We start from the raw sequence: 26,091 nt of genomic DNA, 5'->3' as shown, positions 1-26,091 counted from the left end.
CCCCGTGCCGCTACCCCGCAGGGGGAGGGGATCCGTCGACCGTCAGCTGCCGAGGGCCTGCGAGACGACCTGCTTGGCCTCGTCCTGGACCTGCTGGAGGTGCTCCTCCGAGACGAACGACTCGGCGTAGATCTTGTAGACGTCCTCGGTGCCCGACGGCCGTGCCGCGAACCACGCGTTCTCGGTGGTGACCTTGAGGCCGCCGATGGCCGCGTCGTTGCCGGGCGCGTGCGTGAGGCGCGCGGTGATCGGCTCGCCCGCGAGCGTCGTCGCGGTGACCTGGGAGGCGTCGAGCGCGGCGAGCGTCTTCTTCTCCTCGCGCGTCGCGGCGGCGTCGACGCGCGCGTACCAGGACTCGCCGAACTCCCCGACGAGCTCGCGGTGGATCTGCGACGGCGACTTCCCCGTGGTCGCGATGATCTCGGACGCGAGCAGCGCGGGCAGCATGCCGTCCTTGTCGGTGGTCCACACGGTGCCGTCCTTGCGGAGGAACGACGCGCCCGCGGACTCCTCGCCGCCGAACCCGACGGACCCGTCGACGAGGCCGGGCACGAACCACTTGAACCCGACGGGCACCTCGAGCAGCCGGCGGCCGAGCCGCGCGGCGACGCGGTCGACGAGGCTCGACGACACGAGCGTCTTGCCGATCGCCGTGCCGGTCGGCCAGCCCGGGCGGGCGCCGCCGTACAGGTAGTGGATCATCACGGCGATGTAGTGGTTGGGGTTCATGAGACCGCCGTCGGGCGTGACGATCCCGTGCCGGTCGGAGTCCGCGTCGTTGCCGGTCGCGACGTCGAACGGTGCCTCGCCGCCGGCCATGCGCCGGACCAGCGACGCCATCGCGTACGGCGACGAGCAGTCCATGCGGATCTTGCCGTCCCAGTCGAGCGTCATGAACGACCAGCGCGGGTCGACCTGCGGGTTCACGACGGTGAGGTCGAGGCCGTAGCGCTCGCCGATCGCGCCCCAGTACTCGACGGACGCGCCGCCGAGGGGGTCGGCGCCGATGCGCACGCCCGACGTCCGGATCGCCTCGAGGTCGAGGACGTTCGCGAGGTCGTCGACGTAGGCGGACAGGTAGTCGTGCTTGCGCGTCGTCTCGGCGGCGAGCGCCTGCTCGTAGCTCACGCGCGGCACGGACCGCCAGCCCGACGCGAGGATCGCGTTGGCGCGGTCGGCGATCCACGCGGTCGCCTGCGACCCGGCGGGGCCGCCGTCCGGCGGGTTGTACTTGAAGCCGCCGTCGCGCGGCGGGTTGTGCGACGGCGTGACGACGATGCCGTCGGCCAGCCCGGGCCCGGACGTGCGCACGCCCTCCGACGAGCCGGCGCCGTTGAAGCTGAGGATCGCGTGCGAGACGGCGGGCGTCGGCGTCCACGAGTCCCGCGCGTCGACGCGGACCTCGACGCCGGCCGCGGCCAGCACCTCGAGCGCGGACCGGAACGCGGGGTCGGACAGGCCGTGCGTGTCGCGGCCGATGAACAGCGGGCCGTCGGTGCCCTGCCCGCGGCGGTACTCGACGATGGCGGCGGTGATCGCGACGATGTGCGCCTCGTTGAACGCGGAGTCGAGGGCGGACCCGCGGTGGCCGCTCGTGCCGAACACCACGCGCTGCGCGGGGTCGTCGAGGTCGGGCTCCCGATCGAAGTAGGCCCCGAGGAGGGCGTCGAGGTCGACGAGGTCGGACGGCTGGGCAGGGGTTCCGGCGCGCGGGTCCATGCCGTCGATCCTTCCGTATGACCTGTGCCCGCGCAGCCCCCGACGGTCCCGGTCCGTGGACCTGGTGTGGAAGGTGTGTCACACCCGGTGAGACAGACCTTCCACACGAGCGGTCGGGCGGGCGCCGTCACGCCCGGTAGCCTCGGGGCATGGCCAGGAACACGCCCGACTTCGTGCTGCGTCCGTTCGAGGGGCTGCCCGGTGAGCCCGACTGGGTCGCGCTCAAGGAGCTCGTCCCCGCGGCGACCGCGACCGCCCGCACCACGAAGGAGCACGGTGCGCGCGACGTCCTCGTCACCACCGTCCTCCCGACGGCGTGGCCCGCGCTGCACCGCGCCGACGGCGTGGTCCTCCTCGCGCTCCAGACGGTCGGCTCGTCGGGCGACGCCAGCCGCGACCTCGCTGCCTCGCTGCTCGAGGCCCTCGAGGTCGAGCCCGGCACGGCCGTCGAGACGGTCGGACTGCCCGGTCCGGGCCCGCGCCTCCAGGACGTGCTCGACCTGTCCGTGCCGTTCGAGGTCACGGTCCACGAGTCGTTCTCCTACTGGCTCGCGCCCGACACCGAGCGCACGCCCGACCTGGTCGCGGCGATGGAGGAGGCCGACGCGGGCATCATCGACACCCGCAAGCTCGCCGCCGCCGAGTCCGCGTACTGGTGCCGCATGGGCGCGCGCGAGTTCCTCCGCTGGGCGCAGCCGCACGACGAGCAGGTCGTCCTCGACGCGCTCGCCCGCCTCCACGCGCGCCGCGCGTCCGGGTTCGACGGCGGCAAGTTCGTCGGCTACTTCCGGTCGAGCGGGCTCGTCGTCCCCGTGTGGGAGCTCGCCCGCGGGTCGGAGGCCGAGGACGTCGAGGCGCCGCTCGCCGCGTTCGCGCCCTCGTTCGCCGAGGCGCTCGCGTCGACCGAGCCGCTCGACGCGAACGAGCGCCGTGCCCGCGCGGGTCTCGTCGCCCGCCAGGTGACGCTCCGCTGACGCCCGCCGGCCCCGCACCGCGGACGCCGACGCCGCCCGCCGGACGGGTGCCGTCGGCGTCCCGGCCTGCGGTTCCGGGCGGGCGGTCCACGTCCGGCTCGCTAGGCTGACGCCCGTGACGCGCAAGGGCGGGAAGGCCGCCGACGACCAGCCGGAGGCCGGCCCGACCGACGCCTCGACGGCCGCTGCGACCGCGCCCGCGCGCACGCGTGGCCGGACGCCCGCCGCCGCGAAGGTCGGCGAGGCCCCGACGCCCGCCGCCACGACGGTCGACGAGGCCACGACGCCCACCGACACGGGTGTCGACGCCCCTGCCGCGACGTCCGACGCGCCCCCCGAGGCCCCGGCCACGGGCGGCCGTCAGCGACGCGGAGGCCGCGACGCCGGTCGTGACGCGGCGCGTGAGCCCGCGCACGACGCACGCGAGCCCAAGCCGCACCGGCACAAGCAGCGGGTCGCCGTGATCATCCCCGCGAAGGACGAATCCCGGCGCATCGCCGCCACCGTGCGGTCCGCGCGCGCCATCCCGCACGTCGACCTCGTGCTCGTCGTCGACGACGGCTCCGAGGACAACACCCAGCACGTCGCGCGCGAGGCCGGCGCGGTCGTGGTCCGGCACTCCCACAACCGCGGCAAGGCCGCCGCGATGGAGACCGGGGCCGCCGTCGTCGCGATGCGCGACGCCCCCGACCGACTGCCGCGCGTCCTGCTGTTCATCGACGGCGACCTCGGGGAGACCGCCGTCAACACCGCGCCGCTCGTGCCGCCCGTCGTCGACGGGCACGCCGACCTGTCGATCGCGCTGCTGCCGCCGCAGCCCGGCGCGGGTGGTCGCGGGATCGTCGTCGGCGCCGCGCGTCGTGCCATCGCGTCGATGACCGGGTGGACGCCCACGCAGCCGCTGTCCGGCATGCGCTGCCTCACGCGTGAGGCGTTCGAGGCCGCGACCCCGCTCGCGCGCGGGTGGGGCGTCGAGACGGGCATGACGATCGACCTGCTCCGGCAGGGCTTCCGCGTGATCGAGGTGCCGTGCGAGCTGCGGCACCGGCCGTCCGGGTCCGACCTCAAGGGTCAGCTGCACCGGGCCGCGCAGTACCGCGACGTGCAGCTCGCGGTCAGTGCGCGCCGGGTGCGGGGGGCGGCGGCGTCGGTGAAGCAGACGGTCGCACCGCGTCAGCGTCCGCCGCAGACGCACCGCTGACCTCGTCCGTCGCGACCGCGGCGGATGCACCGCTGACCTCGTCGGTCCCCACCGCCGCGGTCGAACCGGCGCGGTCGACCGGCGCGTCCTGCGCCGACCCGCCGTCGGCTGCGTCCGTCGCGACTGCCGTCCCCGCCCGCGCGGCGACGCCTGCGGGAGGTCCGTCGGCGACGGCGGCGGCCGTCGGCTCGGGGTTCTCCAGCCGCCACTGCGCCGCCGCGGCGACGAGGCACGGCACCGCGACCGCGATGCCCGTCGCGGGGACGACGATGCCGGAGTCGTTGATGAGGAACCCGACGCCCAGGCCCGCGCCGATCGCGAGGACCGCGGGTCGCAGGAGGGGGACGGCGGCCTGGAGCCCGGCGAGCGGGCTGCGCGGACCCATGAGGGCGCCCCGCCGCGGCCGGTCGCCGGCCAGGACGATCCACGTGAGCGCGATGCCGAACACCGCGAGCACGAGGTAGCGCCAGTTGGTGAGCACGCGCAGGTTGACGGACAGCTTGCGGTAGACGACGTCCCACAGGCCACCGTCGAGGACGGTCGCGAAGAACCGTCCCAGGTGCGTGCGGTCGGCGGGCGGGCGCATCCAGTCGAGCACCGCGAACCCGCCGACGACGAGCGCGCCCACGGCGAGGATCAGCGCGAGCGTCCTCCACTGCACGCGACGACCGCTGACGACGATGCCGAGCAGCGCGAACGCGAGGATGAGCGCGGGCGGGCCGCCGAAGTCGGAGCCGAGGCCGGGTGCGCCGTCGACGACGACGAGCAGGAGCCCGAGCGCGGCGACCAGGACGGTCGCGAGGACGCGTCGGCCGCGGCGCACGAGCGGGTCGGCGATCGCGACGGCCACGAGCAGGCCCGCGGCGGTGAGCAGCGCGAACGCCTGGTTGCTCATGCCGTAGAACCGGGCGGCGAGCAGCCGGTGCGCACCCATCGGGGTGTCGATGACGAGGTGCGAGCCCGTGCACGCGTCGACGACGAGCACGCCGACGGTCACGGCCGCGACGAACCCGGCGGGGCCGAGGACCGACCGCCGCCACGGCCCGACGAGCGCCAGGGCCGTGATGAGCGCGATCCAGGCGAGGACGGTCCACCAGAACGCCATGCGCGGGTCGGCGGCGCGCCACCACGGGACCAGGCCGGTGAGGAACGCGGTGACCGGCGCGGCCGCGAGCGCGAGCGACGCGATCTTCAGCGCGTGCAGCGCGGGCCGCAGCGGGCGTCGGTCGGAGCGGCCCTTGCGCGTGAGGATGATCGCGGCGGCGACGAACAGCACGGCCTGCGCGAGCACCATGCGCGTCGAGAAGCCGCCGCTGACGCGCGTGACCCACTGCGCCTGCTGCTGCACGTCGAGCAGCATCGCCATCCGGGCGGACGCGGTCGCCGGGCCCGCGGTCGGCACGATCGTGGCGCCCGCGAGCGCCGGCGCGTCGTCGTCGAGGTCGAGGGCCGCCAGCAGCGTGGGCGTGACGTCGACCGTCTGGACCAGCCCGGGCTGCCGCGTCGCGCCCGACGTGAGCAGGTTGCGCGCGTACTCGTCGCCGTTCGGTGCGGTGCCGAGCGCCGCGGCGAGCTGCAGGGTCGCGCGGCTCGAGTCGGCGAGCGACACGACGAGGACCGTCGCCCCCGTGCGCTCGGTGGCGCGCAGGACCGCGCCGATGCGGTCGTCGAGGGTCTGCGCCTGGGCCGAGCGCGTGGGCTCGACGATCGCGCCGGGCGTCGGGAGCTCGGGGTCGGTCGGGTCCGCGATGCCGGGGATCTCGTCGCCGAGCTCCTCGTCGGGCGCCGTCGACGACCCGCGGGCGGCGGTCGCGTACCCGGGGTCGCGCAGCACGCCCGCGTCGACGACGACGAGCTGCGAGGTGGCGAGCGCGTCGCGGACGGTGCGCGTGAGGGCCGCCGTGCTGCCGGGACGCGCGACGTGCGTCCCGACGGGCAGGCCGTCGGCGTCGGCGAGCGCGATCGCGGCACCCGGTCCGATGCCCGTGGCGGGCGTGCCCGAGCCGGCCAGCAGGTCGCCGAGCAGGCCGGGGCGGGCGCCGTACGACTCGGCGTCCGCGGACGCCTCGTAGTCGTCCCACCCGGGGACCACGCCGTCCTCCCCGGGGTCGCGGAGCGTGCGGCACGTGCGGTCGTCGGCCGGCAGGTCGGCGGCACGTTCGCCCGACGAGACCGCGAGCCAGCCGTCCGCGGGGCACGAGCGCGACGCGACGGAGCGCGCGGCGACGAGGCCGATGGACCCGTCGCGGGACAGGTCCCACAGGGTCGGCGTGGTGAGCGTCGTGACGTCGTCCCAGCGCAGGCCGGTCACGCCGACGAGGACGACGGGCGCGGTGGCGGCGTCGTCGGCAGCGGTCGCGGTGACGGCCGCGGCCGACGGGGCGGGGGTGGGGGTCGCGGCGTCCGCCGTCGGGGCGGTGAGCAGCACGGTCGCGGCGGCGAGCAGCGTGCCGGCGAGCGCGCGCACGCGGTGACGCAGGGCGCGCGGGCGGGCGGAGGTCGGCACCGGTCAAGCCTACGGGCGCACTACCCTCGACCCCGGCGGGTGGGGTCGACGCCGCGTGGAGCGCCTGAGGAGGAGCTGTGATGTCCGAGGCAGGAGCGGTCGCGTCCGGCACGTCGACGTCGGGGCGGGGCGGTCGTCCGCGGTACGCGTACCTCGGTCCCGCGGGCACGTTCACCGAGGCCGCGCTGCGGCAGGTCGTCACGCCCGACGACGCCGAGTACCTCCCGCAGACCGACGTCGGCGCCGCGATCGAGGCGGTCCGCTCGGGCGACGCGGACTTCGCGGTGGTCGCGATCGAGAGCACCGTCGAGGGCGGCGTCACCGCGACGCTCGACAGCCTGGCCGGCGGCGCGCCGCTCGTGCTGCTGCGCGAGGTGCTGGTGCCCGTGCAGTTCACGCTCGCGGGTGCCCCGGGCGTCGCGCTGAGCGACGTGCGCCGCATCTCCGCGCACCCGCACGCGTGGGTGCAGTGCCGCCGCTGGCTCGCGCACCACCTCCCGGGTGTCGTGCACGTCCCCGCGACGTCGAACACCGCCCCCGCCGCGCTGCTCGCGGGTCGCGCCGCGGACGGCGAGCCCGTCGAGCTCGGGTTCGACGCCGCGCTCGTCCCGCCCGCCGCCGTCGAGACGTACGGGCTCGTGCCGCTCGCCGAGCACGTCGCGGACAACCCGAGCGCCGTGACGCGGTTCGTGGTCGTCGGCCACCCCGGCCAGGTCCCCGCGCCCACGGGGGCCGACAAGACGACGCTCGTCGTGCACCTGCCCGACAACGAGGCCGGTGCCCTGCTCGCGATGCTCGAGCAGTTCGCGGTGCGCGGCGTGAACCTGTCCCGGATCGAGTCGCGGCCCATCGGCGACGCGCTCGGCCGCTACTCGTTCTCCATCGACGCCGAGGGGCACATCACCGACGAGCGCGTGGGCGAGGCGATCATGGGCCTGCACCGCCGCTGCCCGCACGTGCGCTTCCTCGGGTCGTACCCGCGTGCCGACGCCGTCGAGCCGACTGTGCACGTCGGGACCACGGACGCGGACTTCGTCGGCGCCCGCGACTGGCTCCGCGCGGTACGCGAGGGCTCCGCGACCTGAGCCGACGCCTGTCTGCGACGGCCGGTCGGGGCGAGGTCAGCCCTGCGCGGCGACCAGCACCTCGGCCGCGGGGACCGCGCCCACGTCGACCCCGCGCAGCAGCCGGTCGGCACTGACGCCGTCGCGAGGGTCGGGCGCGTCGAGGCCCGCGGACTCCGTGAGCGCGACCGGTCCGGAGAGCCCTTCGGCGGTGCCGGTGCCGCTGCCGGCCTCGTCGCCGACCGGCTCGGCGTCCGAGTCCGCGAGCGCGTGACCGGGCACGACGACGGCAGTCGTCGGCGTGTGGCCGACGGGCAGGGTCCATCGGACGCGGTAGACGCCCGCCGCGACGTCGTCGAAGACCGCGGTCCCGTCGGACCCGGTCGTCGTCGCGGCGACGGCGCTGCCGTCGAGATGCCGGGCGGGCTGAGCGTCGGCGGTCTCCAGGTGGGCGACGACCCCGGCGAGCGGTGCCTCTGTCCCGCCGCGCAGGCCGTCGCCGTCGTCGTCCGACCAGGCGCGCGACACCAGCGCGAACGCGGGCGGGGCCACCGTGCGGTCGTCCAGCAGCACCGCCGGGCGGTCGCCGTCGGGCGGGAAGGCCGTCTGCCCGACGAGAGCCGTGGCGGCGAACGCGGCGACGGCGGCGACCGCCGCGAGCGCTCCGGCGGTGGCGAGCACGAGCGAGGCGGACGTCGTCCGGCGGGACGGTGGTGCTCCGACGACGGGAGCACGCCCCAGCGTGGGCGACGAGGGTGTCGAGAGGGGCGTGGGCCTGACACCGCGGAAGGCGTCCGGCGACGGCGCGACGCGCGGCGGCACCGGGACCACCGGTGTGGGCGCCGTCCGGTGCGGCGACCCGCCCGGGGGCTCGGGGCGGCTCTCGGTGGTCACCGTCCTCCTCGTCCGCGCTCCTCGGTGGTCCTCCGTCGACGAGCCCGCCGCTGGGGGTCGGGCGAGCCGAGGCTCGTCGCGCCCACGCGCACGTCGGCGGCGACTCGTCCACGGTAACGGCGACGTCGGACATCGGGGGAGGAACCGGACGATCTTCACCATCCCGGAGCAACGCCGAGGCGGCCCCGACGGACGGGCGGCGTTCAGCTGGTCGGGACGCGCACCACCAGCGCGCCGGGGTCGACCCGGGCCGTGAGCTCGGTGACCCGCCCGACGACGTCGCCGTCGACCTGCACGTGGTCCCCGCCCGGCACGACCAGCCGCACCTCCTGCGCGCGCGTATGGTCGATCCGGCCGATCTTCGCCGGCAGGTCGTTGCGGACCCCGACGCCTTGCAGCACGACCTCGCCGAACAGCTGCGCCCACCCGGCGATCCCGGCGCGCGTGTCGATCGCGGCGACGTCGAACCAGCCGTCGTCGAGCTCCGCGTCGGGCAGCAGCGTGATGCCGCCGGGCAGCTTGCCGCAGTTGCCGATGAGCAGGCTGCGCAGCCGGGTCGTGGTGACGGGCTGGTCGTCGAGCCGGACGTGCACGCGGCTGCGCCGGCCGTGCAGGTGCTTCATGCCGGCGACGAAGTAGGCGATCCAGCCGACGCGCGCCTTGAGCTGCTCGTCGGCGTCCGCGACCATCGCCGCGTCGAACCCGACCCCTGCGATGACCAGGAAGATGTGGTCGCGCGGGACGTCCCCGTCGTCGGGCAGGTCGTCCGCGGCCTCGGCGACGTCGTCGTGCACGTCGGACTCCCAGCGCTGCACGCGCAGCCAGCCGACGTCGATCGTGCGGTCGCGGCCCTCGACGGCGACGCGCATCGCGGCGAGCGGGTCCGACAGCGGGATGTCGAGGTTCCGCGCGAGCAGGTTGCCCGTGCCGAGCGGCATGAGGCCCATCGGCACGCCCGTCCCGACCAGACCCTCGGCGACCGCCCGGACCGTCCCGTCGCCGCCCATCGCGACGACCACGTCCGCGCCGCGCTCGACCGCCTCGCGCGTCTGACCCACGCCCGGGTCCTCGACGGTCGTCTCGAGCCAGAGCGGCTCGGGCAGCTCCTGCTCGGCGCACAGCCGCAGCACCGCGGCGCGCAGGTGCGCGACGTCGGGCTTCGACGGGTTCGCGACGAACGCGACGAGCTGTCCGCTGCCCTCGATCTCGCGCGCGAGCCGCAGCGCGCGGGCCGACCGCGCGCTGCCGGGCGACTCGATGCGCCGCCGGAGCTCGCGCTGCCGGACGAGCAGCACGAGGACGAGGAGCAGCGAGAGGAGCGCGAGCGCACCCGCGACGACCGCGACCCACCCCTCCCACGACACACGGGCAATCTACGGCCACCCCCGCCCCTGACCCGCCCGAACACCCCGAGCCCCCTCCCTCCCCCTTCCCCTCGCGGAGCCCGCGCCCTCCCCTCGGCGCGCTCCGCGAGCTCGTGAGTCCGCGTCGAGCTCGTCCGCCAGGACGCACGAGCCGGACGCGAGGTGACGAGCTCGGCGCAGCGGGGGCAGGGCGGGGCGGGGGATGCGGGGTGGTCGGTAGAGTCGGCGGGTGATCGATCTGCGGCTCCTGCGGGAGGAACCCGAGCTCGTCCGGACCAGCCAGCGGCTCCGTGGCGACGACCCGTCCCTCGTCGACCAGGTCCTCGACGCCGACTCCCGCCGCCGCGCCGCCCTCACCGAGTTCGAGACGCTGCGTGCCGAGCAGAAGGCGCACGGCAAGAAGGTCGCGCAGGCGCAGGGCGAGGAGAAGCAGGCGCTGCTCGCGCACGGCAAGACGATCGCCGAGAAGGTCAAGGGCCTGCAGGCGGAGGCCGACGAGGCCGAGCGCCACGCCACGGACCTGGCCCGGCGGATCGGCAACGTCGTCGAGGACGGCGTCCCGGCCGGCGGCGAGGACGACTACGTCGTGCTCGAGCACGTCGGGAGCCCGCGCGACTTCGCCGCTGAGTACGGCGACGACTTCGCGGTGCGCGACCACCTGGCGCTGGGCGAGGGCCTCGCGGCGATCGACACCGAGCGCGGCGCGAAGGTGTCGGGTGCGCGGTTCTACTTCCTGACGGGCATCGGCGCGCGGCTCGAGCTCGCGCTGCTCAACGCGGCGGTCGACCGGGCGCTCGCGGCGGGGTTCACCCCCGTCATCACGCCGACGCTCGTCAAGCCCGAGGTCATGGCCGGCACCGGGTACCTCGGTGCGCACGCCGACGAGGTCTACCACCTGCCCGCGGACGACCTGTACCTGGTCGGCACGTCGGAGGTCGCGCTCGCGGGGTACCACAGCGGCGAGATCCTCGACCTGACGAGCGGCCCGAAGCGGTACGCCGGGTGGAGCGCGTGCTACCGGCGCGAGGCCGGGTCGTACGGCAAGGACACGCGCGGCATCATCCGCGTGCACCAGTTCCACAAGGTCGAGGCGTTCTCCTACACGACCGTCGAGGACGCGGCCGACGAGCACCGCCGCATCCTCGGCTGGGAGAAGGCGATGCTCGACCTCGTCGAGCTGCCGTACCGCGTGATCGACACGGCCGCGGGCGACCTGGGCAGCAGCGCGGCGCGCAAGTTCGACTGCGAGGCGTGGCTGCCGAGCCAGCAGCGGTGGCTCGAGCTCACGTCGACGTCCAACTGCACGACGTTCCAGGCCCGCCGCCTGGGCGTGCGCGAGCGCACCGCGGACGGCACGGTCCGCGCGGCGGCGACCCTCAACGGCACGCTCGCCACGACGCGCTGGATCGTCGCGATCCTCGAGAACCACCAGCAGGCCGACGGGTCGGTGCGCGTCCCGGAGGCGCTGCGCCCGTACCTGGGCGGCCTCGAGGTCCTGGAGCCCGTGCGATGAGCCGCTGCACGCTGGTCGCGCTCGACGTCGACGGCACCCTCATGTCGTACGACGGCGTGATCTCCGCCGACGTGCGCGAGGCGATCACGGCGGTCCGCGAGGCCGGGGTGCACGTCGTGCTCGCGACGGGTCGTGGCGCGCACTCGGCGGTGCCGGTCGCGCGCGACCTGGGGCTCACCGAGGGCTGGGTCGTGTGCTCGAACGGGGCGGTCACGGCCCGCATCGACGGCACCGACGACGGCTTCGAGATCACGAAGTCCGTGACGTTCGACCCCGGTCCCGCGCTGCGGACGATCGCGATGGAGCTGCCCGACGCGCTGTTCGCGGTCGAGGACCTCGGCGTCGGCTTCAAGGTGTCCGCGGACTTCCCGGCGGGTGAGCTGTCCGGGCGGGTCCAGGTCGTGCCGTTCGACGAGCTCGCGTCGACGCCCGCGACGCGCGTCGTCATCCGCGCGCCCGAGGCGAGCCCCGAGGAGTTCCACGCGCTCGTCGAGCGCGTCGGCCTGCACGAGGTCGAGTACGCCGTCGGGTGGTCCGCGTGGCTCGACCTGACGCCCGGCGGGGTGTCGAAGGCCAGCGCGCTCGAGGAGATCCGGCAGCACGAGGGCGTCGAGCCGTTCGCGACGGTCGCCGTGGGCGACGGGTCCAACGACGTGCAGATGCTGCGGTGGGCCGCGCGGGGCGTGGCGATGGGGCACGCGTCCGACGTCGTGCGCGCCGCGGCCGACGAGGTCACCGGGACGATCGAGGACGACGGCGCCGTCGCGGTCCTGCGGAGCCTCGTCGACTGACGAGAGCCGCCCGCGGGCGTCGTCGCAGGTGCCGCGCGCAACGGCGGTCAGGGCGCTGACACGTGTGCGTTGCCCAATTGTGACCGTTCTGTCCCCGTGCGCCGGTTGCGAAACCCTTGCGCAACGACTTGCATCGCTGGGGAGGGCGCGACGGGGTGGAGTCGCGCCGTCCGGACCATGACGACGTGGAGGTCTCATGAACGGCTTGCGCAAGCGCCGCGGCTACACCGCGGCAGCGGCGGCGGGGGCGGGTCTCGTGCTCGTGCTCACCGCCTGTTCGGGCAGCGACGACGACGGGGGCAGCGGCGACGGTGCGTCGTCGACGACGGACTGCACCGCGTACGAGGACTACGGCGACCTGTCGGGGAAGACGATCAGCGTCTACACCTCGATCGTGGACCCGGAGTCGCAGCAGCAGATCGACTCCTACGCCCCGTTCGAGGAGTGCACGGGCGCGAAGATCGAGTACGAGGGGTCGCGCGAGTTCGAGGCGCAGCTCCCGGTGCGCCTGCAGGCGGGCAACCCGCCGGACATCGCGTACATCCCGCAGCCCGGGTTCCTGAAGTCGATCGTCGAGCAGTACCCGGACGTCGTCGTGCCGGCCCCGCAGGCCGTCATCGACAACGCGAACGAGTACTACACCGAGGGCTGGGTCAACTACGGCACGGTCGACGGCACGCTCTACGCGACGCCGCTCGGCGCGAACGTCAAGTCGTTCGTCTGGTACTCGCCGACGGCGTTCGAGGAGAACGGCTACGAGATCCCCACGACGTGGGACGACCTCATCGCGCTGACCGACCAGATCCGTGAGGACCACCCCGACGTGCAGCCGTGGTGCGCGGGCATCGAGTCCGGCGACGCGACCGGCTGGCCGGCCACCGACTGGCTCGAGGACGTCGTCCTGCGGACCGCAGGCGCGGACGTCTACGACCAGTGGGTCAACCACGAGATCCCGTTCAACGACCCGCAGATCCTCGAGGCGCTCGGGACCGTCGGCTCGATCCTCAAGGACTCCGAGCGCGTCAACGGCGGCTGGGGCGACGTGACGTCCATCGCGACGACCCCGTGGAACGAGGCGGCGCAGCCGATCCCGGACGGCGCCTGCTTCCTGCACCGTGCGGCGAACTTCTACCAGGCCAACTGGGACGAGAGCCTCAAGGTCGCGGAGGACGGCGACGTCTACGCCTTCTACCTGCCGGGCAAGACCGAGGACGACAAGCCGCTGCTCGGCGGCGGTGAGTTCGTGACGGCGTTCGCCGACCGTCCCGAGGTCCAGGCGTTCCAGGCCTACCTGTCGAGCCCCGAGTGGGCGAACAAGAAGGCCGAGGTCACCGGCCAGGGCTGGCTGTCCGCGAACAACGGCCTCGACCCGGCGCTGCTGCAGTCGCCGATCGACAAGCTGTCGTTCGACCTGCTCACCGACGACTCGTACACGTTCCGGTTCGACGGGTCCGACCAGATGCCCGGTGCCGTCGGCGCCGACGCGTTCTGGAAGCAGATGACGGCGTGGATCGCGGAGAACCAGTCCGACGAGGAGACGCTGGACAACATCGAGGCGGCCTGGCCGCAGTGACGCCTCGACCGGTGTGACACCGACGTGGTGGGGGTCCGTCAGCGGGCCCCCACCACGGCCGTCCCACCGGCGGTCCCCTGCGCGCACGGCTCGCGCGCCTCCCCCCGTGCATCGACGCCGGCCTGGACGGCGATGAAAGGTGAGCCATGGACTGGTTGATCCGCCCTGACACGACGGGCGAGAAGCTGACGCTGATGGTGCTCGCGATCCTGCTGTTCGTCGTCGTGATGGGTCTGATCCTGTTCGGCGTCGACCGGATCAAGCGGCTGCCCGTCTGGGTGGTCGCGCTCGGGTTCCTCGGCCCGACGCTGCTGTTCCTCACGTTCGGCCTGCTGTACCCGGGCCTGCGGACGATCCGCGACTCCTTCTACACGAACAGCGGTGACGCGTTCGTCGGGTTCGACAACTACGTGAAGGCGTTCACGGAGGACCAGTTCCAGATCGTCCTGCGCAACACCTTGCTGTGGGTCGTGCTCGTCCCGCTCGCGGCGACGTTCATCGGCCTCGTGTACGCCGTGATGGTGGACCGGACCCGGTTCGAGTCCTTCGCGAAGACGCTGATCTTCCTGCCGATGGCGATCTCGCTCGTCGGTGCGTCGATCATCTGGAAGTTCGTCTACGAGTACCGGCCCGACCAGGGCAACATCCAGCAGATCGGGCTCGCGAACCAGGTCCTCGTCTGGCTCGGGCTGCCACCGCAGCAGTTCCTGCTCAACCAACCGTGGAACACGCTGTTCCTCATCGCGGTCATGGTGTGGATCCAGGCCGGCTTCGCGATGACCGTGCTCTCCGCGGCGATCAAGGCCATCCCGGACGACATCGTCGAGGCCGCGCGCCTCGACGGCCTGGGCGGCGCCAAGATGTTCCGCTTCATCACCGTCCCGAGCATCCGGCCCGCGCTCGTCGTCGTGCTCACGACCATCGCGATGGCGACGCTCAAGGTGTTCGACATCGTCCGGACGATGACCGGCGGCAACTTCGGCACGTCCGTCGTGGCCTACGAGTACTACACGCAGTCCTTCCGGGCCCAGAACCCCGCGTTCGGTGCGGCGCTCGCGGTGCTGCTCTTCGTCCTCGTCATCCCGATCGTCGTCTACAACGTGCGGCAGCTGCGACTCTCGGAGGAGATCCGATGACCGTCATCCCGCCCACCAACCTGGTCGACGAGACCGAGGCCGACACCCGCGCCGCCCGGCCGGCGCGCAAGATGTCCCGCGCGGAGAAGCGCGCGATGGCGGTCAAGGGCAAGCTCAGCTCCCCGTGGGCGTCGGGCATCGCGATCGTCATCGCCGTCCTGTGGACCGTCCCGACGTTCGGCCTGTTCGTGACGTCGTTCCGCCCGCGCGCCGAGATCCGGTCGTCGGGCTGGTGGACGCTCCCGTGGAACCCCGAGCTCACGCTCGAGAACTACCAGGAGGCGCTGTTCGGGTCCTCGACGAGCCTGGCGACCTACTTCCTGAACTCGCTCGTCATCACGCTGCCCGCGGTGCTCATCCCGATCTCGCTCGCGCTGCTCGCGGCGTACGCGTTCGCCTGGATCGACTTCCGGGGTCGCAACCTGCTGTTCGTGGGCGTGTTCGCGCTCCAGGTCGTGCCGATCCAGGTCACGCTCGTCCCGCTGCTCTCCCAGTACGTGTCGTGGGGGCTCGCGGGCTCGTTCTGGGTCGTGTGGCTGTCGCACTCGATCTTCGCGCTGCCGCTCGCGATCTACCTGCTGCACAACTTCATGAAGGACATCCCGCCGTCGCTCGTCGAGGCCGCGCGCGTCGACGGCGCCGGGCACGTGAAGATCTTCTTCCAGGTGCTGCTGCCGCTGCTCACGCCCGCGATCGCGTCGTTCGCGATCTTCCAGTTCCTGTGGGTGTGGAACGACCTGCTCGTCGCGCTCGTGTTCGCGGGCGGCACGCCCGACGTCGCGCCGCTGACGGTCCGCGTCGCCGAGCTCGCCGGCACGCGGGGGTCGCAGTGGCACCTGCTGTCCGCGGGTGCGTTCATCGCGATGATCGTGCCGCTGATCGTCTTCCTCGCGCTCCAGCGGTACTTCGTCCGCGGCCTGCTGGGCGGCGCGGTCAAGGGCTGACCCGACCGTCCGACCGCACGACCCGCGCCCCGCGCACCCTCCGGGGTGACGCGGGCCGCGTCGTGCCAGGACCGGCGCGCAGGTGGGCGGCGTGCCCGGGCACGCGCCGTCGGGCGGGCGTCGCGCCGGTGCCTACGCTGGGCGGGTGCCCGCGCCGCTCCTCTTCGTGCTGTCGGGCCTCACCCAGTACCTCGGCGCCGCGATCGCGGTCGGGCTGTTCGACGTGCTCCCGCCCGCGGTCGTCGCGTGGCTGCGGCTCGCCGTCGCCGCCGTGGTGCTCGTGCTGTGGCGACGGCCGTGGCGGTCACGCGGGCTGTGGACGCGCCGGGCCGTGCTCACCACGGTCCTGTTCGGGGTCGTGCTGGGCCTGATGAACGTCGCGTTCTACGTCGCGATCGACCACCTGCCGCTCGGCACCGCCGTCGCGCTCGAGTTCGTCGGACCCGTCGCCGTCGCGGCCGTCACCGGGCACGGGTGGCGCGACCGCGTCGCGATCGGGGTCGCCGCGCTCGGCGTGGTGCTGCTCGCCGGGGTCACGCTCGGGTCGGGGGCGGTGCCGGGCGGCGACGCGGTCGTCGGGCTCGTCGCGATCGGGGTCTCCGCCGCGTGCTGGGCCGGCTACATCGTGCTCGGGCGACGCGTCGCCACCGCCGAGAGCGGGGGCGTCACCGGTCTGTCGGTCGCGATGACCGCGGGTGCGCTCGTGCTCGCGCCGTTCTTCGTGCTCGACGCCGCACCCGTCGTCGTCGACCCGCGGCTCGCGCTGCTCGTCGTCGGCGTCGCCGTCCTGTCGTCCGTGGTGCCCTACGCGCTCGAGCAGGTCGTCCTGCGGCGCGTCCGGCCCGCGACGTTCGCCGTCCTGCTCGCGCTGCTGCCCGCGACCGCCGCCGTCGTGGGGGCCGTCGTGCTGCAGCAGGTCCCGCACCCCGCCGAGCTCGTCGGGCTGGTCCTCGTGTCGGGCGCGATCGCGCTCACCGCGACCGACCGCACCGCCGCCGACGAGGCGCCCCCGCCGGCCTGACGATCTACAGGTACTGACCGGTGCCGGGGCGCTCGGGCTCGTCGGGGTCGCCGATCGCCAGGCCGGGGTGCCCGGGACGGCCCGACATGCCACCGGGGCCCGGCGGGAGCGCGCGGCGCATCTGCGACAGCTGCGCCTGCGCCGCCATCTGCTGCGCGACGAGCGCCGTCTGGATGCCGTGGAACAGCCCCTCGAGCCACCCGACGAGCTGCGCCTGCGCGATCCGCAGCTCGGCGTCCGACGGCGTCTGCTCGTCGACGAACGGCAGCGTGATGCGGTGCAGCTCGGCCACGAGCTCGGGGGACAGGCCGTCCTCGAGCTCCTGGAGCGACCGCTCGTGCACCTCGGCCAGGCGCGCGCGGGCGGCGTCGTCGAGCGGCGCGCTGCGGACCTCGTCGAGCAGCTGCTTGATCATCGTGCCGATCCGCATGACCTTGGCGGGCTCGCCCACGAGGTCGGAGACGTCCTCCCGGCCCTCGTCCTGGCCGTCGTCCGGCGCGCCGTCGCCGGCCCCGGGAACCGGCACCACGACGACGCGCGGCCCCGCGCCCGTCGGACCCTGTGCGTGCTGCTCCGTGCCGACCTCGTCACGTGCCTCGTCGTCGCTCATCCGGGCATTGTGTCCCGCCCGTCCTGCGGCGTGCAGCCTGGACCGGTCGCCGGTCCACCGTCGGTAGGGTTGACGCATGTCCTGGCTGACGACGCCCGCGCACGCCCGGTGGCTCGAGGGCGAGACCGACCGGTTGCTGGACTTCGGGAGGGCGTCGGCACTGCCCGGCGGCGGGTTCGCGCGGCAGGACGAGCAGGGCGGCGCGCAGGACGGCCCGCTCGAGCTCTGGATCACGTGCCGCATGACGCACGTGTACGCGATCGGGCACCTGCTGGGACGCCCCGGCTCGGCGGCGCTCGTCGACCACGGGCTCACGGCGCTGCGCGGCGTCTTCCACGACGACGAGCACGGCGGCTGGTTCGCCGAGGTCGAGCGCGACGGCACCCCGCGCGACACCGACAAGGCCGCCTACCCGCACGCGTTCGTCATCCTCGCCGCGTCGAGCGCGACGGCCGCGGGCCGCCCGGGCGCGCGCGAGCTCCTCGACGAGGCGCTCGCGGTCTCCGAGCGGTGGTTCTGGGACGAGCAGGCGGGCCTCGCGGTCGAGCAGTGGGACCGCACGTTCACGACGCTCGACACCTACCGCGGCGTCAACGCGAACATGCACACCGTCGAGGCGTACCTCGCGGCCGCCGACGTCACCGGGCACCGCGTCTGGCTCGACCGTGCGCTGCGGATCGTCGAGCGCGTCGTCGACGGGTTCGCGAAGGGCAACTCCTGGCGGATCCCCGAGCACTTCGACGCGGACTGGGTCGCCGACCTCGAGTACAACGCCGACACGCCCGCGCACCCGTTCCGCCCCTACGGCGCGACCATCGGCCACTGGTTCGAGTGGGCGCGCCTCACGCTGCACGCGCGCGCCGCCGTGACCGCGCGCGGCGACGTCGCCCCGACGTGGCTGCTGGACGACGCCGTCGCGCTGTTCGACGCCGGCGTGCGCGAGGGCTGGGACGTCGACGGCGCACCCGGCTTCGTGTACACGGTCGACTGGGACGGTGCGCCCGTCGTGCGCGAGCGCATGCACTGGGTCGCCGCCGAGGCCGTCGCCGCGGCCGCCGCGCTGCACGCCGCGACCGGCGAGGCGCGGTACGACGACCTCTACACGCAGTGGTGGGAGTACGTCGGCGCGCACCACCTCGACCGCGAGGGCGGGTCGTGGTGGCACGAGCTCGGGACCGACAACACGGTGTCGCGCACGGTGTGGGCGGGTAAGGCCGACCTCTACCACGCGGTCCAGGCGACGCTGGTCCCGCGGCTGCCGCTCACGCCCGTGATCGTCCCGGCGCTCGCGGCGGGCCTGCTGGACTGACGCCGGTCGCGGCGCGGCGCTCAGGGGACCAGCAGCACCTTCCCGAAGACCTCGCCGCGCTCCATCATGCGGTGCGCCTCGGCGGCGTCCGCGAGCGGGACGCGCGCGTGCACGACGGGCCGGACCGTGCCGTCGGCGACGAGCGGCCACACGTGCCGCGCGACCCCGTCGACGATCGCGGCCTTCTGCGCGTGCGGGCGCGACCGCAGCGTCGTGCCGATGACCGACGCGCGCCGCGCGAGCAGCAGGCCGAGGTCCAGCTCCGCGCGCCGGCCCTGCTGCATCCCGATGACGACGAGGCGGCCGCCGTCCGCGAGCAGCCGCAGGTTGTCCGCGAGCGCGCCCGCGCCGAGCACGTCGAGCACGACGTCGACGCCGCGGTGGTCGGTCGCGGCGCGCACGCGGCCCACCAGGTCGTCCTCCCGGTGGTCGAGCGCGACGTCCGCACCGAGCCCCCGGACGCGCGCGACCCGGTCCGGGCCGCCCGCCGTGGCGAGGACGCGCGTGCCGAGCGCTCGGCCGAGCTGCACGGCCACCGAGCCGACCCCGCCGGACCCGCCGTGCACCAGGAGCGTCTCGCCCGGCGACAGGTGCGCCGCGCGCAGGTTCGACCACACGGTCGCGACCGCCTCGGGCAGCGCGGCGGCGTCCTCGAGGGGTACGGAGTCCGGCACGGGCAGGCACAGGTCGGCGTGGACCGTCACCCGATCGGCGTAACCTCCGCCTGCCAGGAGCGCGGCGACCCGGTCGCCAGGCGCCCAGCGACCCGCCACGGCGTCCCCCACGGCCACGACGACGCCCGACACCTCGAGGCCCGGCCACGGTGGCGCACCCGGCGGAGGGGGGTAGCGGCCCTCGCGCTGGAGGAGGTCCGCCCGGTTGACCCCTGCCGCGCTGACCTGCACGAGCACCTCGGCGGGGCCCGGCACGGGCTCGTCCACGTCGGCCACCCGCAGGACGTCCGCGGGACCCGGCTCCGTGACGACGACAGCCCTCATCTGCGCACCCTAGCGGCCCGTCAGGACGCGGCAGATAGGGTGCGCACCTGGCCCCGTCCCGGCGTATCCCATCGGGTGAGGTCCGTGGCAAACTCTGGCGCGGGCTAATGGTCCGGTGTCCAGGAGCCGATGGTGGCGGTGGACCCCCTCGAGGGTTCCGACAGGACGCAGGGCCGACACGCCCCCCGGTGGCAACACCCGTGTCGGGTGGAGGAGAGGAACGACATGCTGCGACGGCTTGGCATCCGCGCCAAGATCTTGGCTGTCCTTGCCGTGCCCATGCTCGTCCTGTTCGGCGCTGGGGCGTTCATCTCGTACGACGCGATCCGCGAGGCGCAGCGTGTGCGGGCGGCCGAGGGTGCCGTGGCGGCGCTCCAGGCGTACGCCCCGCTCGCGAGCGCGATCCAGACGGAGCGCGTGCTGTCGGTGAACGCCGCGCCGGTCGAGGAGATCGCGGCCGCGCGGTCCGCGACCGACTCGATGCTGGCGAAGGTCCGGCCGATCACGCGTGAGCTCGACCTCGAGGAGTTCCCGCCCTCCGTGGTGCGGCAGTTCCAGGAGGTGCAGCTCGCGCACAACACGGCGCTGCCGCAGGTGCGCACGCTCGTCGACGGCAAGGGCGACCGGAACCAGACGGCCAACAGCTACGAGGCCATCATCAAGGGCCAGATCGACCTCGTCGAGCAGGTCGCGAACGTCCTCGACGACCGCACGCTCGCGCAGTACGTCACCGCGTACCGCGACGTCTCCGCGACGGCCGACGGCCTCGTCACCGAGATGCTCGCCGGGCAGGGCCTGCTGCGTGCCCGCCAGGCGCAGGCCGCCGGCGCCCGCGTCTACCAGAACCTCGTCACGACGACCGAGGTGTCGCGTGCCCGTGCCCGTGCCGCCGTCGAGCGGCTCGGCGAGAACGGCATCGCGATGCCCGCCCGTGACCCCTCCTCGTCCTTCACGTCGATGCGTACGTGGATGCAGCAGGGCAACTCGCAGGGCTTCGACCGTATCGACCCTGCCGCGTACTCCGGTGACATCCAGCAGCAGCTCGCGTCGCTCGTCAGCGTCAACGACGCCGTCCTGAAGCGCGCGTCCGAGATCGCCGACGACGCCGCGACCGCGTCCGAGACGCGTGCGGTCTACACGATCGCGATCGCCGTCGCCGCCGCCGCGCTGTCCCTGTTCTTCGCCCTCGTCATCGCCCGTGCGATCGTCACGCCGCTGCGGCGCCTGACCGCCGCCGCCGCCGACGTCCGCGAGCAGCTCCCGAAGCTCGTCGAGCAGGTGGCCGTCCCCGGTGAGGGCCCCGAGATCGTCCTGCAGCCGATCCCGGTCAACTCCCGCGACGAGGTCGGCAAGCTCGCCGACGCGTTCAACTCCGTGAACGCCACGACCGTCCAGGTCGCCCAGGAGCAGGCCGCACTGCGTGGGTCGATCGCGGAGATGTTCGTCAACGTCGCCCGCCGCGACCAGGTGCTGCTCAACCGCCAGCTGTCGTTCATCGACTCGCTCGAGCGTGCGGAGGAGGACCCGTCGACGCTGGCGAACCTCTTCCGGCTCGACCACCTGGCCACCCGCATGCGTCGTAACGCGGAGTCGCTCCTCGTGCTCGCCGGCATCGACTCCGGTCGGCGCCTGCGGGACGCGATGCCGCTGTCCGACGTGATCCGGACCGCGTCCTCCGAGATCGAGCAGTACGACCGCGTCGAGCTCGACCTCCAGGTCGACCCGCACATGCTGGGCTTCAACGCCCTGGGCGCCGCGCACATGCTCGCCGAGCTCCTCGAGAACGCGACGATCTTCTCCGAGCCGGAGACGCCCGTCACGGTCACGACCGGTGTGTCCGGCCAGCACGTCTACGTCCGCATCCTCGACCACGGCCTGGGCATGACCGAGGCCGAGCTCGCGGCGGCGAACTCGAAGATCGTGTCGGTCTCCGCGAGCGACGCCCTGGGCGCCCAGCGCCTCGGCCTCTTCGTCGTCGGCCGCCTCGCGCAGCGTCTCGGCGCCGAGGTCCGCCTGCACAAGAGCTCGCAGGGCACCGGCACCGAGACCATCGTCCGGTTCCCGTCGACGCTGTTCGCCGCGACCGAGACCGCGCTCTACGGCGCGCCGTCCGCGCCGCAGCAGGCCGCGCAGCTCCCCGCCGCGCCGGCCCCGGCCGTCGAGGACGCGCCGGTCGTGCGTGAGGTCGACCTCGCCTCGCTCACCGACGGGCAGACGGGCCTCGGCCTGCCGCGCCGCAAGCGCACCGACGACACGGGCGAGAACGAGGTCGCGCCGTCGGCGCTGCCCGTCCGTGGCGGCGGCCAGCCGAGCGGGCTGCCGACGCGCTCCGCGAAGACGTTCGACGAGGACAAGATCGTCCTGCCCGAGGTCCCGTCCGGGAACCTCAGCGCCGACCTCGGCTCTGCCGGGGGCGAGTGGACGCCGCCGACGATCGCGACGACGCCGCTGAACGCCGGTCTGCCGAGCCGCTCGCGGGCCTCGACCGCCGCGTGGGCGTCGACCCCCGAGCCCGAGGCCACGCCCACCCCGGCCGCGCCGTCCTCGCCCGCCGCCCGTGCCGGCCTGTTCTCCGGGTTCCGCGGTCGCGGCGACCTGGCGACGGGTACCCCTGCCTCCGGCATCGAGATCCCGGGGCTCGCCTCGGACGACGACGGCCGTCCCGCCGACCCGGTGCGCGCGCCGTGGATGTCCCTCGGGGCGCACTCCGCCTCGCCGGAGCCCATGGTCGTCCCGCAGCTGGCCGACGACGACGAGTGGTCGCCCACGCCGGCCGAGCAGGCCGAGGACACCGAGCGGACCGACGAGGTCGCCGTCGAGGCCACCCCCGACGTGCAGGAGCCCGTGTGGGCCCCGACGCCTGCTGCCGAGGTCGAGGAGCCGGCCTGGTCGCCGACGCCTGCTGCCGAGGTCGAGGAGCCGGCCTGGGCGCCGACGCCCGCTGCCGAGGTCGAGGAGCCGGCCTGGTCGCCGACCCCTGCTGCCGAGGTCGAGGAGCCCGTCTGGGCGCCGACTCCTGCCGCCGAGGTCGAGGAGCCGGCCTGGTCGCCGGCCCCTGCTGCCGAGGTCGAGGAGCCGGCCTGGGCGCCGACTCCTGCCGCCGAGGTCGAGCCCGTCTGGGCGCCGACGCCGGCCGCTGAGGTCGAGGAGCCCGTCTGGGCGCCGACGCCGGCCGCTGAGGTGGAGGAGCCGGCCTGGGCGCCGACGCCCGCTGCCGAGGCCGAGGAGCCCGCGTGGGCCCCGACGCCCGCCGCCGAGGCCGAGCCCGCCTGGGCCCCGACGTTCGCGCAGCCCGACGCGACGCCCGCCACCGCGGCACCGGCCGCCGAGTCGTGGAGCGCCCCCGAGGCGCCGGCCGCCCCCTCCGCGCTGCCGACGCGCGCCGCCGCCGCGGCCGCTCCTGCCGCGTCGTGGGCCGCCCCGGTCGACGAGGCACCCGCCGCCCCGGCCGCTCCCGCCGCCGACGCGCCCGTCTGGACCTCGCGCCTGCAGGGCTTCACGTCCTACAGCGGGTACGCCGGCTGGGCCGGCCGCTCCGCGACGCCGCAGACCGACGTCCCGTTCGAGAAGGCTCTCGACGAGGCGCGCGCCTGGCACACGGGCGCCGTCCCGGTCGTCCCCGAGCCCACGGCCGCCCCGGTCGCGGAGCCGCAGGAGCCCGCCGCCGAGGCCGACGCGTGGCCGACCCCCGCGTGGGAAGCGCCCGCGTGGGAGCCGCCGACGTGGCAGGCGCCCGCGTGGGAGACGGCCGACCCGGCCGCCGAGTCCGCGCACGCACCCGTCGCCGAGCCGGTCGCCGAGCCCGAGCCCGCCGCCCCGACGTTCGAGCCGGTCCGGCTGGTCCCCGACGACGAGCCCGAGCGCACGTGGGAGGCGCCGGTCGCCGAGCAGCAGCCTGCGTGGGAGGCGCCGGTCGCCGAGCAGCAGCCCGCGTGGGAGGCGCCCGTCGCCGAGCAGCAGCCCGCGTGGCAGCCGCCGGCCGCGGACCAGCAGCCCGCGTGGGAGGCACCCGTCGCCGAGCAGGCGTGGCAGGCACCCGTCGCCGAGCAGCAGCCCGCGTGGCAGCCGCCCGTCGCCGAGCCGCCGGCCGCCGCCGAGCCCGCCGCCGAGCAGCCCGCCTGGAACGTTGCGCAGCCCGCGTTCCTCCCGGTCGAGGCGCCCGCGCAGCCGACCGCACCGAGCGCCGGTTTCAACGACCTCGTCCAGGGTGGCGAGCAGGACAAGCCGAAGCGTCGCTGGGGCTTGTTCGGCCGTCGCAAGGGCGAGGACGGCGTCGAGACGGCGTCCGCGCCGACGCCCGCCGCGCCCGCGCCGGTCGCCGAGCAGTCCGCCCCGGCCCGCACGTCGGCCTGGAACGCCGAGCAGCCGCCCGCGCCCGCCGCCACGCCCTCGTGGGCCGCGGCGACGTGGTCCGCACCGGCCGCCCCGGCGCCCGCACCGGCCCCGGCTCCGGTCCCGGCCTCCGCCGCGACCGAGCAGCGCCCGGCTGCCGGGTGGGCGCCGCCCGAGTGGGCACCCCGCCCGCCGGCGGCTGCCGCTCCCGCCGCGACCGTGCCGCACCCGTCGCTCCCGCCGTCGGTCGCGCCCCGCATCGGGACGCTCGACGACGAGGTCGCCGCGATGCTCGCGATGCGGTCCGACATCCAGGAGCAGGCTCTGTCCGAGCTCAGCCAGCTGTCGGCCTACCGGCCCGCCTCCATGGGCATGACCGGTGAGACCCTGCAGCGGCGTGTTCCTTCAGCTGTGCCGTCGGCCGTCCCGGCCGCGGACGAGGGCAAGCCCGTCCAGCGTGACGCGGACCAGCTCCGCTCCCGCCTGTCGAGCTTCCAGTCCGGGACCAGCCGTGGCCGTCGTGCCTCGGACGGCCCCACCGGCCCCAACGGCCAGGCCTCATGACGGCCTACGATTCCCGACCAGCCGTCTCCGCCCAGGTGACGTCTCACCCCGCAGTCGTCACCGACTGCACCAGCAAGGAGGAAGTGTGACCGCGCTCAGCACCGAGGCAGCCAACTTCGGCTGGCTCCTGGACAACTTCGTCCGGACCGTGCCCGGCACTCGCCACACGCTCGTGGTGTCGGCGGACGGTCTGCTCATGGCGATGTCGGAGCAGCTCGACCGCACCAGCGGCGACCAGCTCGCGGCGATCGTCTCCGGCATGTCGAGCCTGACCCGTGGCGCGTCGCGCCAGCTGCGTGCGGGGGAGGTGCGTCAGGCGATCATCGAGATGGACCACTTGTTCCTGTTCCTCATGAGCGTCTCGAACGGCTCCGTCCTCGCCGTGGTCGCCGAGTCGAGCTGCGACGTCGGCCTCATCGGCTACGAGATGGCGATGCTCGTCTCGCGCACCGAGGCGACCCTGACCCCGCAGCTCATCTCCGAGATGCGCGGCCAGCTCCCCGTCGACGGCGCGACCCGCGCCCCCGTGGCCTGACCCGAACGGAGACGGCTCGAACATGAGTGAGCACATCGAGTACGAGGCCAGGACGGTGCGGCCCTACGCCGTCACCGGCGGCCGCGTGCGCTCGGCGCGCTCCGACCTGCCTCTCGAGGCGCTGGTCGAGGTGATGCCGGGCGCCGTCACGAGCGCGGGGCTGCCGCCCGAGAAGCGGGCGATCCTGCAGCACGCCGCGCACACCTACATCTCTGTCGCGGAGCTGTCGGCTCTGCTCCACCTCCCTCTCGGGGTGGTCCGGATCCTCGTGTCCGACCTCTCCGACCAGCAGTACGTGCGCGTGCACACCTCTCAGCCGGTCGAGGTCAACACCGGTGAGTCCCCCGCCCTGTCCCTGAGCGTGCTGGAGAGTGTTCTCAATGGCATTTCCGCCCTCTGACGCCGCCGTCGCCGCTCCGGCGGGGACCGCGGGGTCTGTCGCACCCACCGTCGTCAAGATCGTCGTCGCGGGCGGCTTCGCCGTCGGCAAGACGACCTTCATCGGGTCCATCTCGGACATCGAGCCCCTCAACACCGAGGCCGCGATGACCGAGCACTCCGTCGGCGTCGACGACGCCGGTGGCGTGTCGGACCGCAAGACCACCACGACCGTCGCCATGGACTTCGGCCGCATCGCGCTGCCGGGCCAGCTGTGGCTCTACCTGTTCGGCACGCCGGGCCAGGACCGCTTCCTCTTCATGTGGGACGACCTGGTCCGCGGCGCGATCGGTGCGGTCGTCCTCGTGGACACGGACCGTCTCGACCAGTGCTTCCCGGCGGTCGACTACTTCGAGAGCCGTGGCATCCCGTTCGTCGTGGGTGTCAACTGCTTCGACGGCGTCGCCAAGCACCAGCTCGACGACGTCCGTGAGGCCCTCGCCATCCCGGCGCACGTGCCCGTGCTCTACACGGACGCCCGGTCGCGTGCCGCCACCAAGCAGGCGCTCATCTCGCTCGTGCAGCTCGCGATGGAGCGTCTGCGCAACCGGTGAGCCACCCCGCACCGATCGACGGCCGGTCCCCGCACGGGGGCCGGCCGTCGG

Annotated in this window: 20 protein-coding genes; 14 read left to right on the top strand and 6 right to left on the bottom strand. The window is 74.5% G+C overall.

Features of this window, described 5'->3' with window-relative positions; genetic code table 11:
• Window positions 1–42 precede the first annotated feature (42 nt).
• Window positions 43–1,719, bottom strand: a complete 1,677-nt coding sequence (gene pgm, locus GXP71_RS15330) for a phosphoglucomutase (alpha-D-glucose-1,6-bisphosphate-dependent) (RefSeq protein ID WP_162353348.1) — start codon at window positions 1,717–1,719, stop codon at window positions 43–45.
• Between the two features lie 149 nt (window positions 1,720–1,868).
• Between pgm and GXP71_RS15325 the strand changes: the two genes are divergently transcribed.
• Both GXP71_RS15325 and GXP71_RS15320 read left to right on the top strand, forming a co-directional pair.
• On the top strand, window positions 1,869–2,693 hold the full coding sequence (locus GXP71_RS15325; RefSeq protein ID WP_162353347.1) for a DUF5926 family protein: 825 nt from the start codon (window positions 1,869–1,871) through the stop codon (window positions 2,691–2,693).
• 460 nt (window positions 2,694–3,153) lie between these two features.
• Window positions 3,154–3,894: a glycosyltransferase gene (locus tag GXP71_RS15320; RefSeq protein WP_162354388.1), complete on the top strand. Its 741-nt coding sequence runs from the start codon at window positions 3,154–3,156 to the stop codon at window positions 3,892–3,894.
• On the opposite strand, the gene GXP71_RS15315 is transcribed toward GXP71_RS15320, so the two are convergent.
• Window positions 3,809–6,400, bottom strand: a complete 2,592-nt coding sequence (locus GXP71_RS15315; RefSeq protein WP_238402441.1) for a hypothetical protein — start codon at window positions 6,398–6,400, stop codon at window positions 3,809–3,811. The two genes, GXP71_RS15320 and GXP71_RS15315, sit on opposite strands and share 86 nt — an antisense overlap.
• Window positions 6,401–6,480: 80 nt before the next feature.
• On the opposite strand from GXP71_RS15315, the gene pheA reads away from it, so the two are divergent.
• Window positions 6,481–7,485, top strand: a complete 1,005-nt coding sequence (gene pheA / locus GXP71_RS15310) for a prephenate dehydratase (protein WP_162353346.1) — start codon at window positions 6,481–6,483, stop codon at window positions 7,483–7,485.
• A gap of 36 nt (window positions 7,486–7,521) precedes the next feature.
• Here pheA and GXP71_RS15305 read toward each other — a convergent pair whose 3' ends face one another.
• A complete protein-coding gene (locus GXP71_RS15305) occupies window positions 7,522–8,145 on the bottom strand; it encodes an SdrD B-like domain-containing protein (RefSeq protein WP_162353345.1) in 624 nt (207 codons plus the stop codon).
• A 416-nt stretch (window positions 8,146–8,561) separates the two neighbouring features.
• Complete coding sequence (locus tag GXP71_RS15300; RefSeq protein WP_162353344.1) at window positions 8,562–9,722, bottom strand: diacylglycerol kinase family protein; 1,161 nt, start codon at window positions 9,720–9,722, stop codon at window positions 8,562–8,564.
• Between the two features lie 229 nt (window positions 9,723–9,951).
• Between GXP71_RS15300 and serS the strand changes: the two genes are divergently transcribed.
• The 6 genes from serS to GXP71_RS15270 all read left to right on the top strand — a co-directional run bounded on the left by serS (window position 9,952) and on the right by GXP71_RS15270 (window position 16,700).
• A complete protein-coding gene (serS, locus tag GXP71_RS15295) occupies window positions 9,952–11,235 on the top strand; it encodes a serine--tRNA ligase (protein WP_162353343.1) in 1,284 nt (427 codons plus the stop codon).
• Window positions 11,232–12,026: an HAD family hydrolase gene (locus GXP71_RS15290; RefSeq protein ID WP_162353342.1), complete on the top strand. Its 795-nt coding sequence runs from the start codon at window positions 11,232–11,234 to the stop codon at window positions 12,024–12,026. The genes serS and GXP71_RS15290 overlap by 4 nt, the downstream gene beginning before the upstream one ends.
• Window positions 12,027–12,222: 196 nt before the next feature.
• Window positions 12,223–13,599, top strand: coding sequence for an ABC transporter substrate-binding protein (locus tag GXP71_RS15285; RefSeq protein WP_124341068.1), 1,377 nt, complete (start codon window positions 12,223–12,225; stop codon window positions 13,597–13,599).
• Window positions 13,600–13,745: 146 nt separating this feature from the next.
• Entirely contained in the window at window positions 13,746–14,735 is a 990-nt protein-coding gene (locus GXP71_RS15280) for a carbohydrate ABC transporter permease (protein ID WP_124341069.1), read from the top strand.
• Window positions 14,732–15,679 carry a carbohydrate ABC transporter permease gene (locus GXP71_RS15275; protein WP_124341070.1) on the top strand — a complete coding sequence of 316 codons (948 nt, stop codon included), beginning with the start codon at window positions 14,732–14,734 and terminating at the stop codon, window positions 15,677–15,679. The genes GXP71_RS15280 and GXP71_RS15275 overlap by 4 nt, the downstream gene beginning before the upstream one ends.
• Window positions 15,680–15,824: 145 nt before the next feature.
• Window positions 15,825–16,700: a DMT family transporter gene (locus GXP71_RS15270; protein WP_162353341.1), complete on the top strand. Its 876-nt coding sequence runs from the start codon at window positions 15,825–15,827 to the stop codon at window positions 16,698–16,700.
• Window positions 16,701–16,704: 4 nt separating this feature from the next.
• Here GXP71_RS15270 and GXP71_RS15265 read toward each other — a convergent pair whose 3' ends face one another.
• Entirely contained in the window at window positions 16,705–17,310 is a 606-nt protein-coding gene (locus tag GXP71_RS15265; protein WP_162353340.1) for a bacterial proteasome activator family protein, read from the bottom strand.
• A gap of 76 nt (window positions 17,311–17,386) precedes the next feature.
• On the opposite strand from GXP71_RS15265, the gene GXP71_RS15260 reads away from it, so the two are divergent.
• Window positions 17,387–18,619 (top strand): AGE family epimerase/isomerase, encoded by a 1,233-nt coding sequence (locus GXP71_RS15260; RefSeq protein ID WP_162353339.1) that lies wholly within the window; start codon window positions 17,387–17,389, stop codon window positions 18,617–18,619.
• 20 nt (window positions 18,620–18,639) lie between these two features.
• On the opposite strand, the gene GXP71_RS15255 is transcribed toward GXP71_RS15260, so the two are convergent.
• The gene (locus GXP71_RS15255; RefSeq protein WP_162353338.1) at window positions 18,640–19,617 is read right to left on the bottom strand and encodes an NAD(P)H-quinone oxidoreductase; all 978 of its coding nucleotides are present in this window, start codon (window positions 19,615–19,617) and stop codon (window positions 18,640–18,642) included.
• A gap of 225 nt (window positions 19,618–19,842) precedes the next feature.
• Between GXP71_RS15255 and GXP71_RS15250 the strand changes: the two genes are divergently transcribed.
• From GXP71_RS15250 to GXP71_RS15235, 4 genes are all read left to right on the top strand, one after another.
• On the top strand, window positions 19,843–24,513 hold the full coding sequence (locus GXP71_RS15250) for a sensor histidine kinase (RefSeq protein ID WP_162353337.1): 4,671 nt from the start codon (window positions 19,843–19,845) through the stop codon (window positions 24,511–24,513).
• 85 nt (window positions 24,514–24,598) lie between these two features.
• Entirely contained in the window at window positions 24,599–25,048 is a 450-nt protein-coding gene (locus tag GXP71_RS15245) for a roadblock/LC7 domain-containing protein (RefSeq protein WP_162353336.1), read from the top strand.
• 22 nt (window positions 25,049–25,070) lie between these two features.
• Window positions 25,071–25,448 (top strand): DUF742 domain-containing protein, encoded by a 378-nt coding sequence (locus GXP71_RS15240; protein WP_124342968.1) that lies wholly within the window; start codon window positions 25,071–25,073, stop codon window positions 25,446–25,448.
• A complete protein-coding gene (locus GXP71_RS15235; protein WP_124342967.1) occupies window positions 25,429–26,040 on the top strand; it encodes an ATP/GTP-binding protein in 612 nt (203 codons plus the stop codon). The genes GXP71_RS15240 and GXP71_RS15235 overlap by 20 nt, the downstream gene beginning before the upstream one ends.
• Window positions 26,041–26,091: the final 51 nt, after the last annotated feature.

The sequence above is a fragment of the Cellulomonas sp. H30R-01 genome (assembly GCF_010119915.1).
In the GTDB taxonomy this organism is placed as follows: Bacteria; Actinomycetota; Actinomycetes; order Actinomycetales; family Cellulomonadaceae; genus Cellulomonas; species Cellulomonas algicola.
This window is presented reverse-complemented; position numbering and strand designations above follow the sequence as displayed.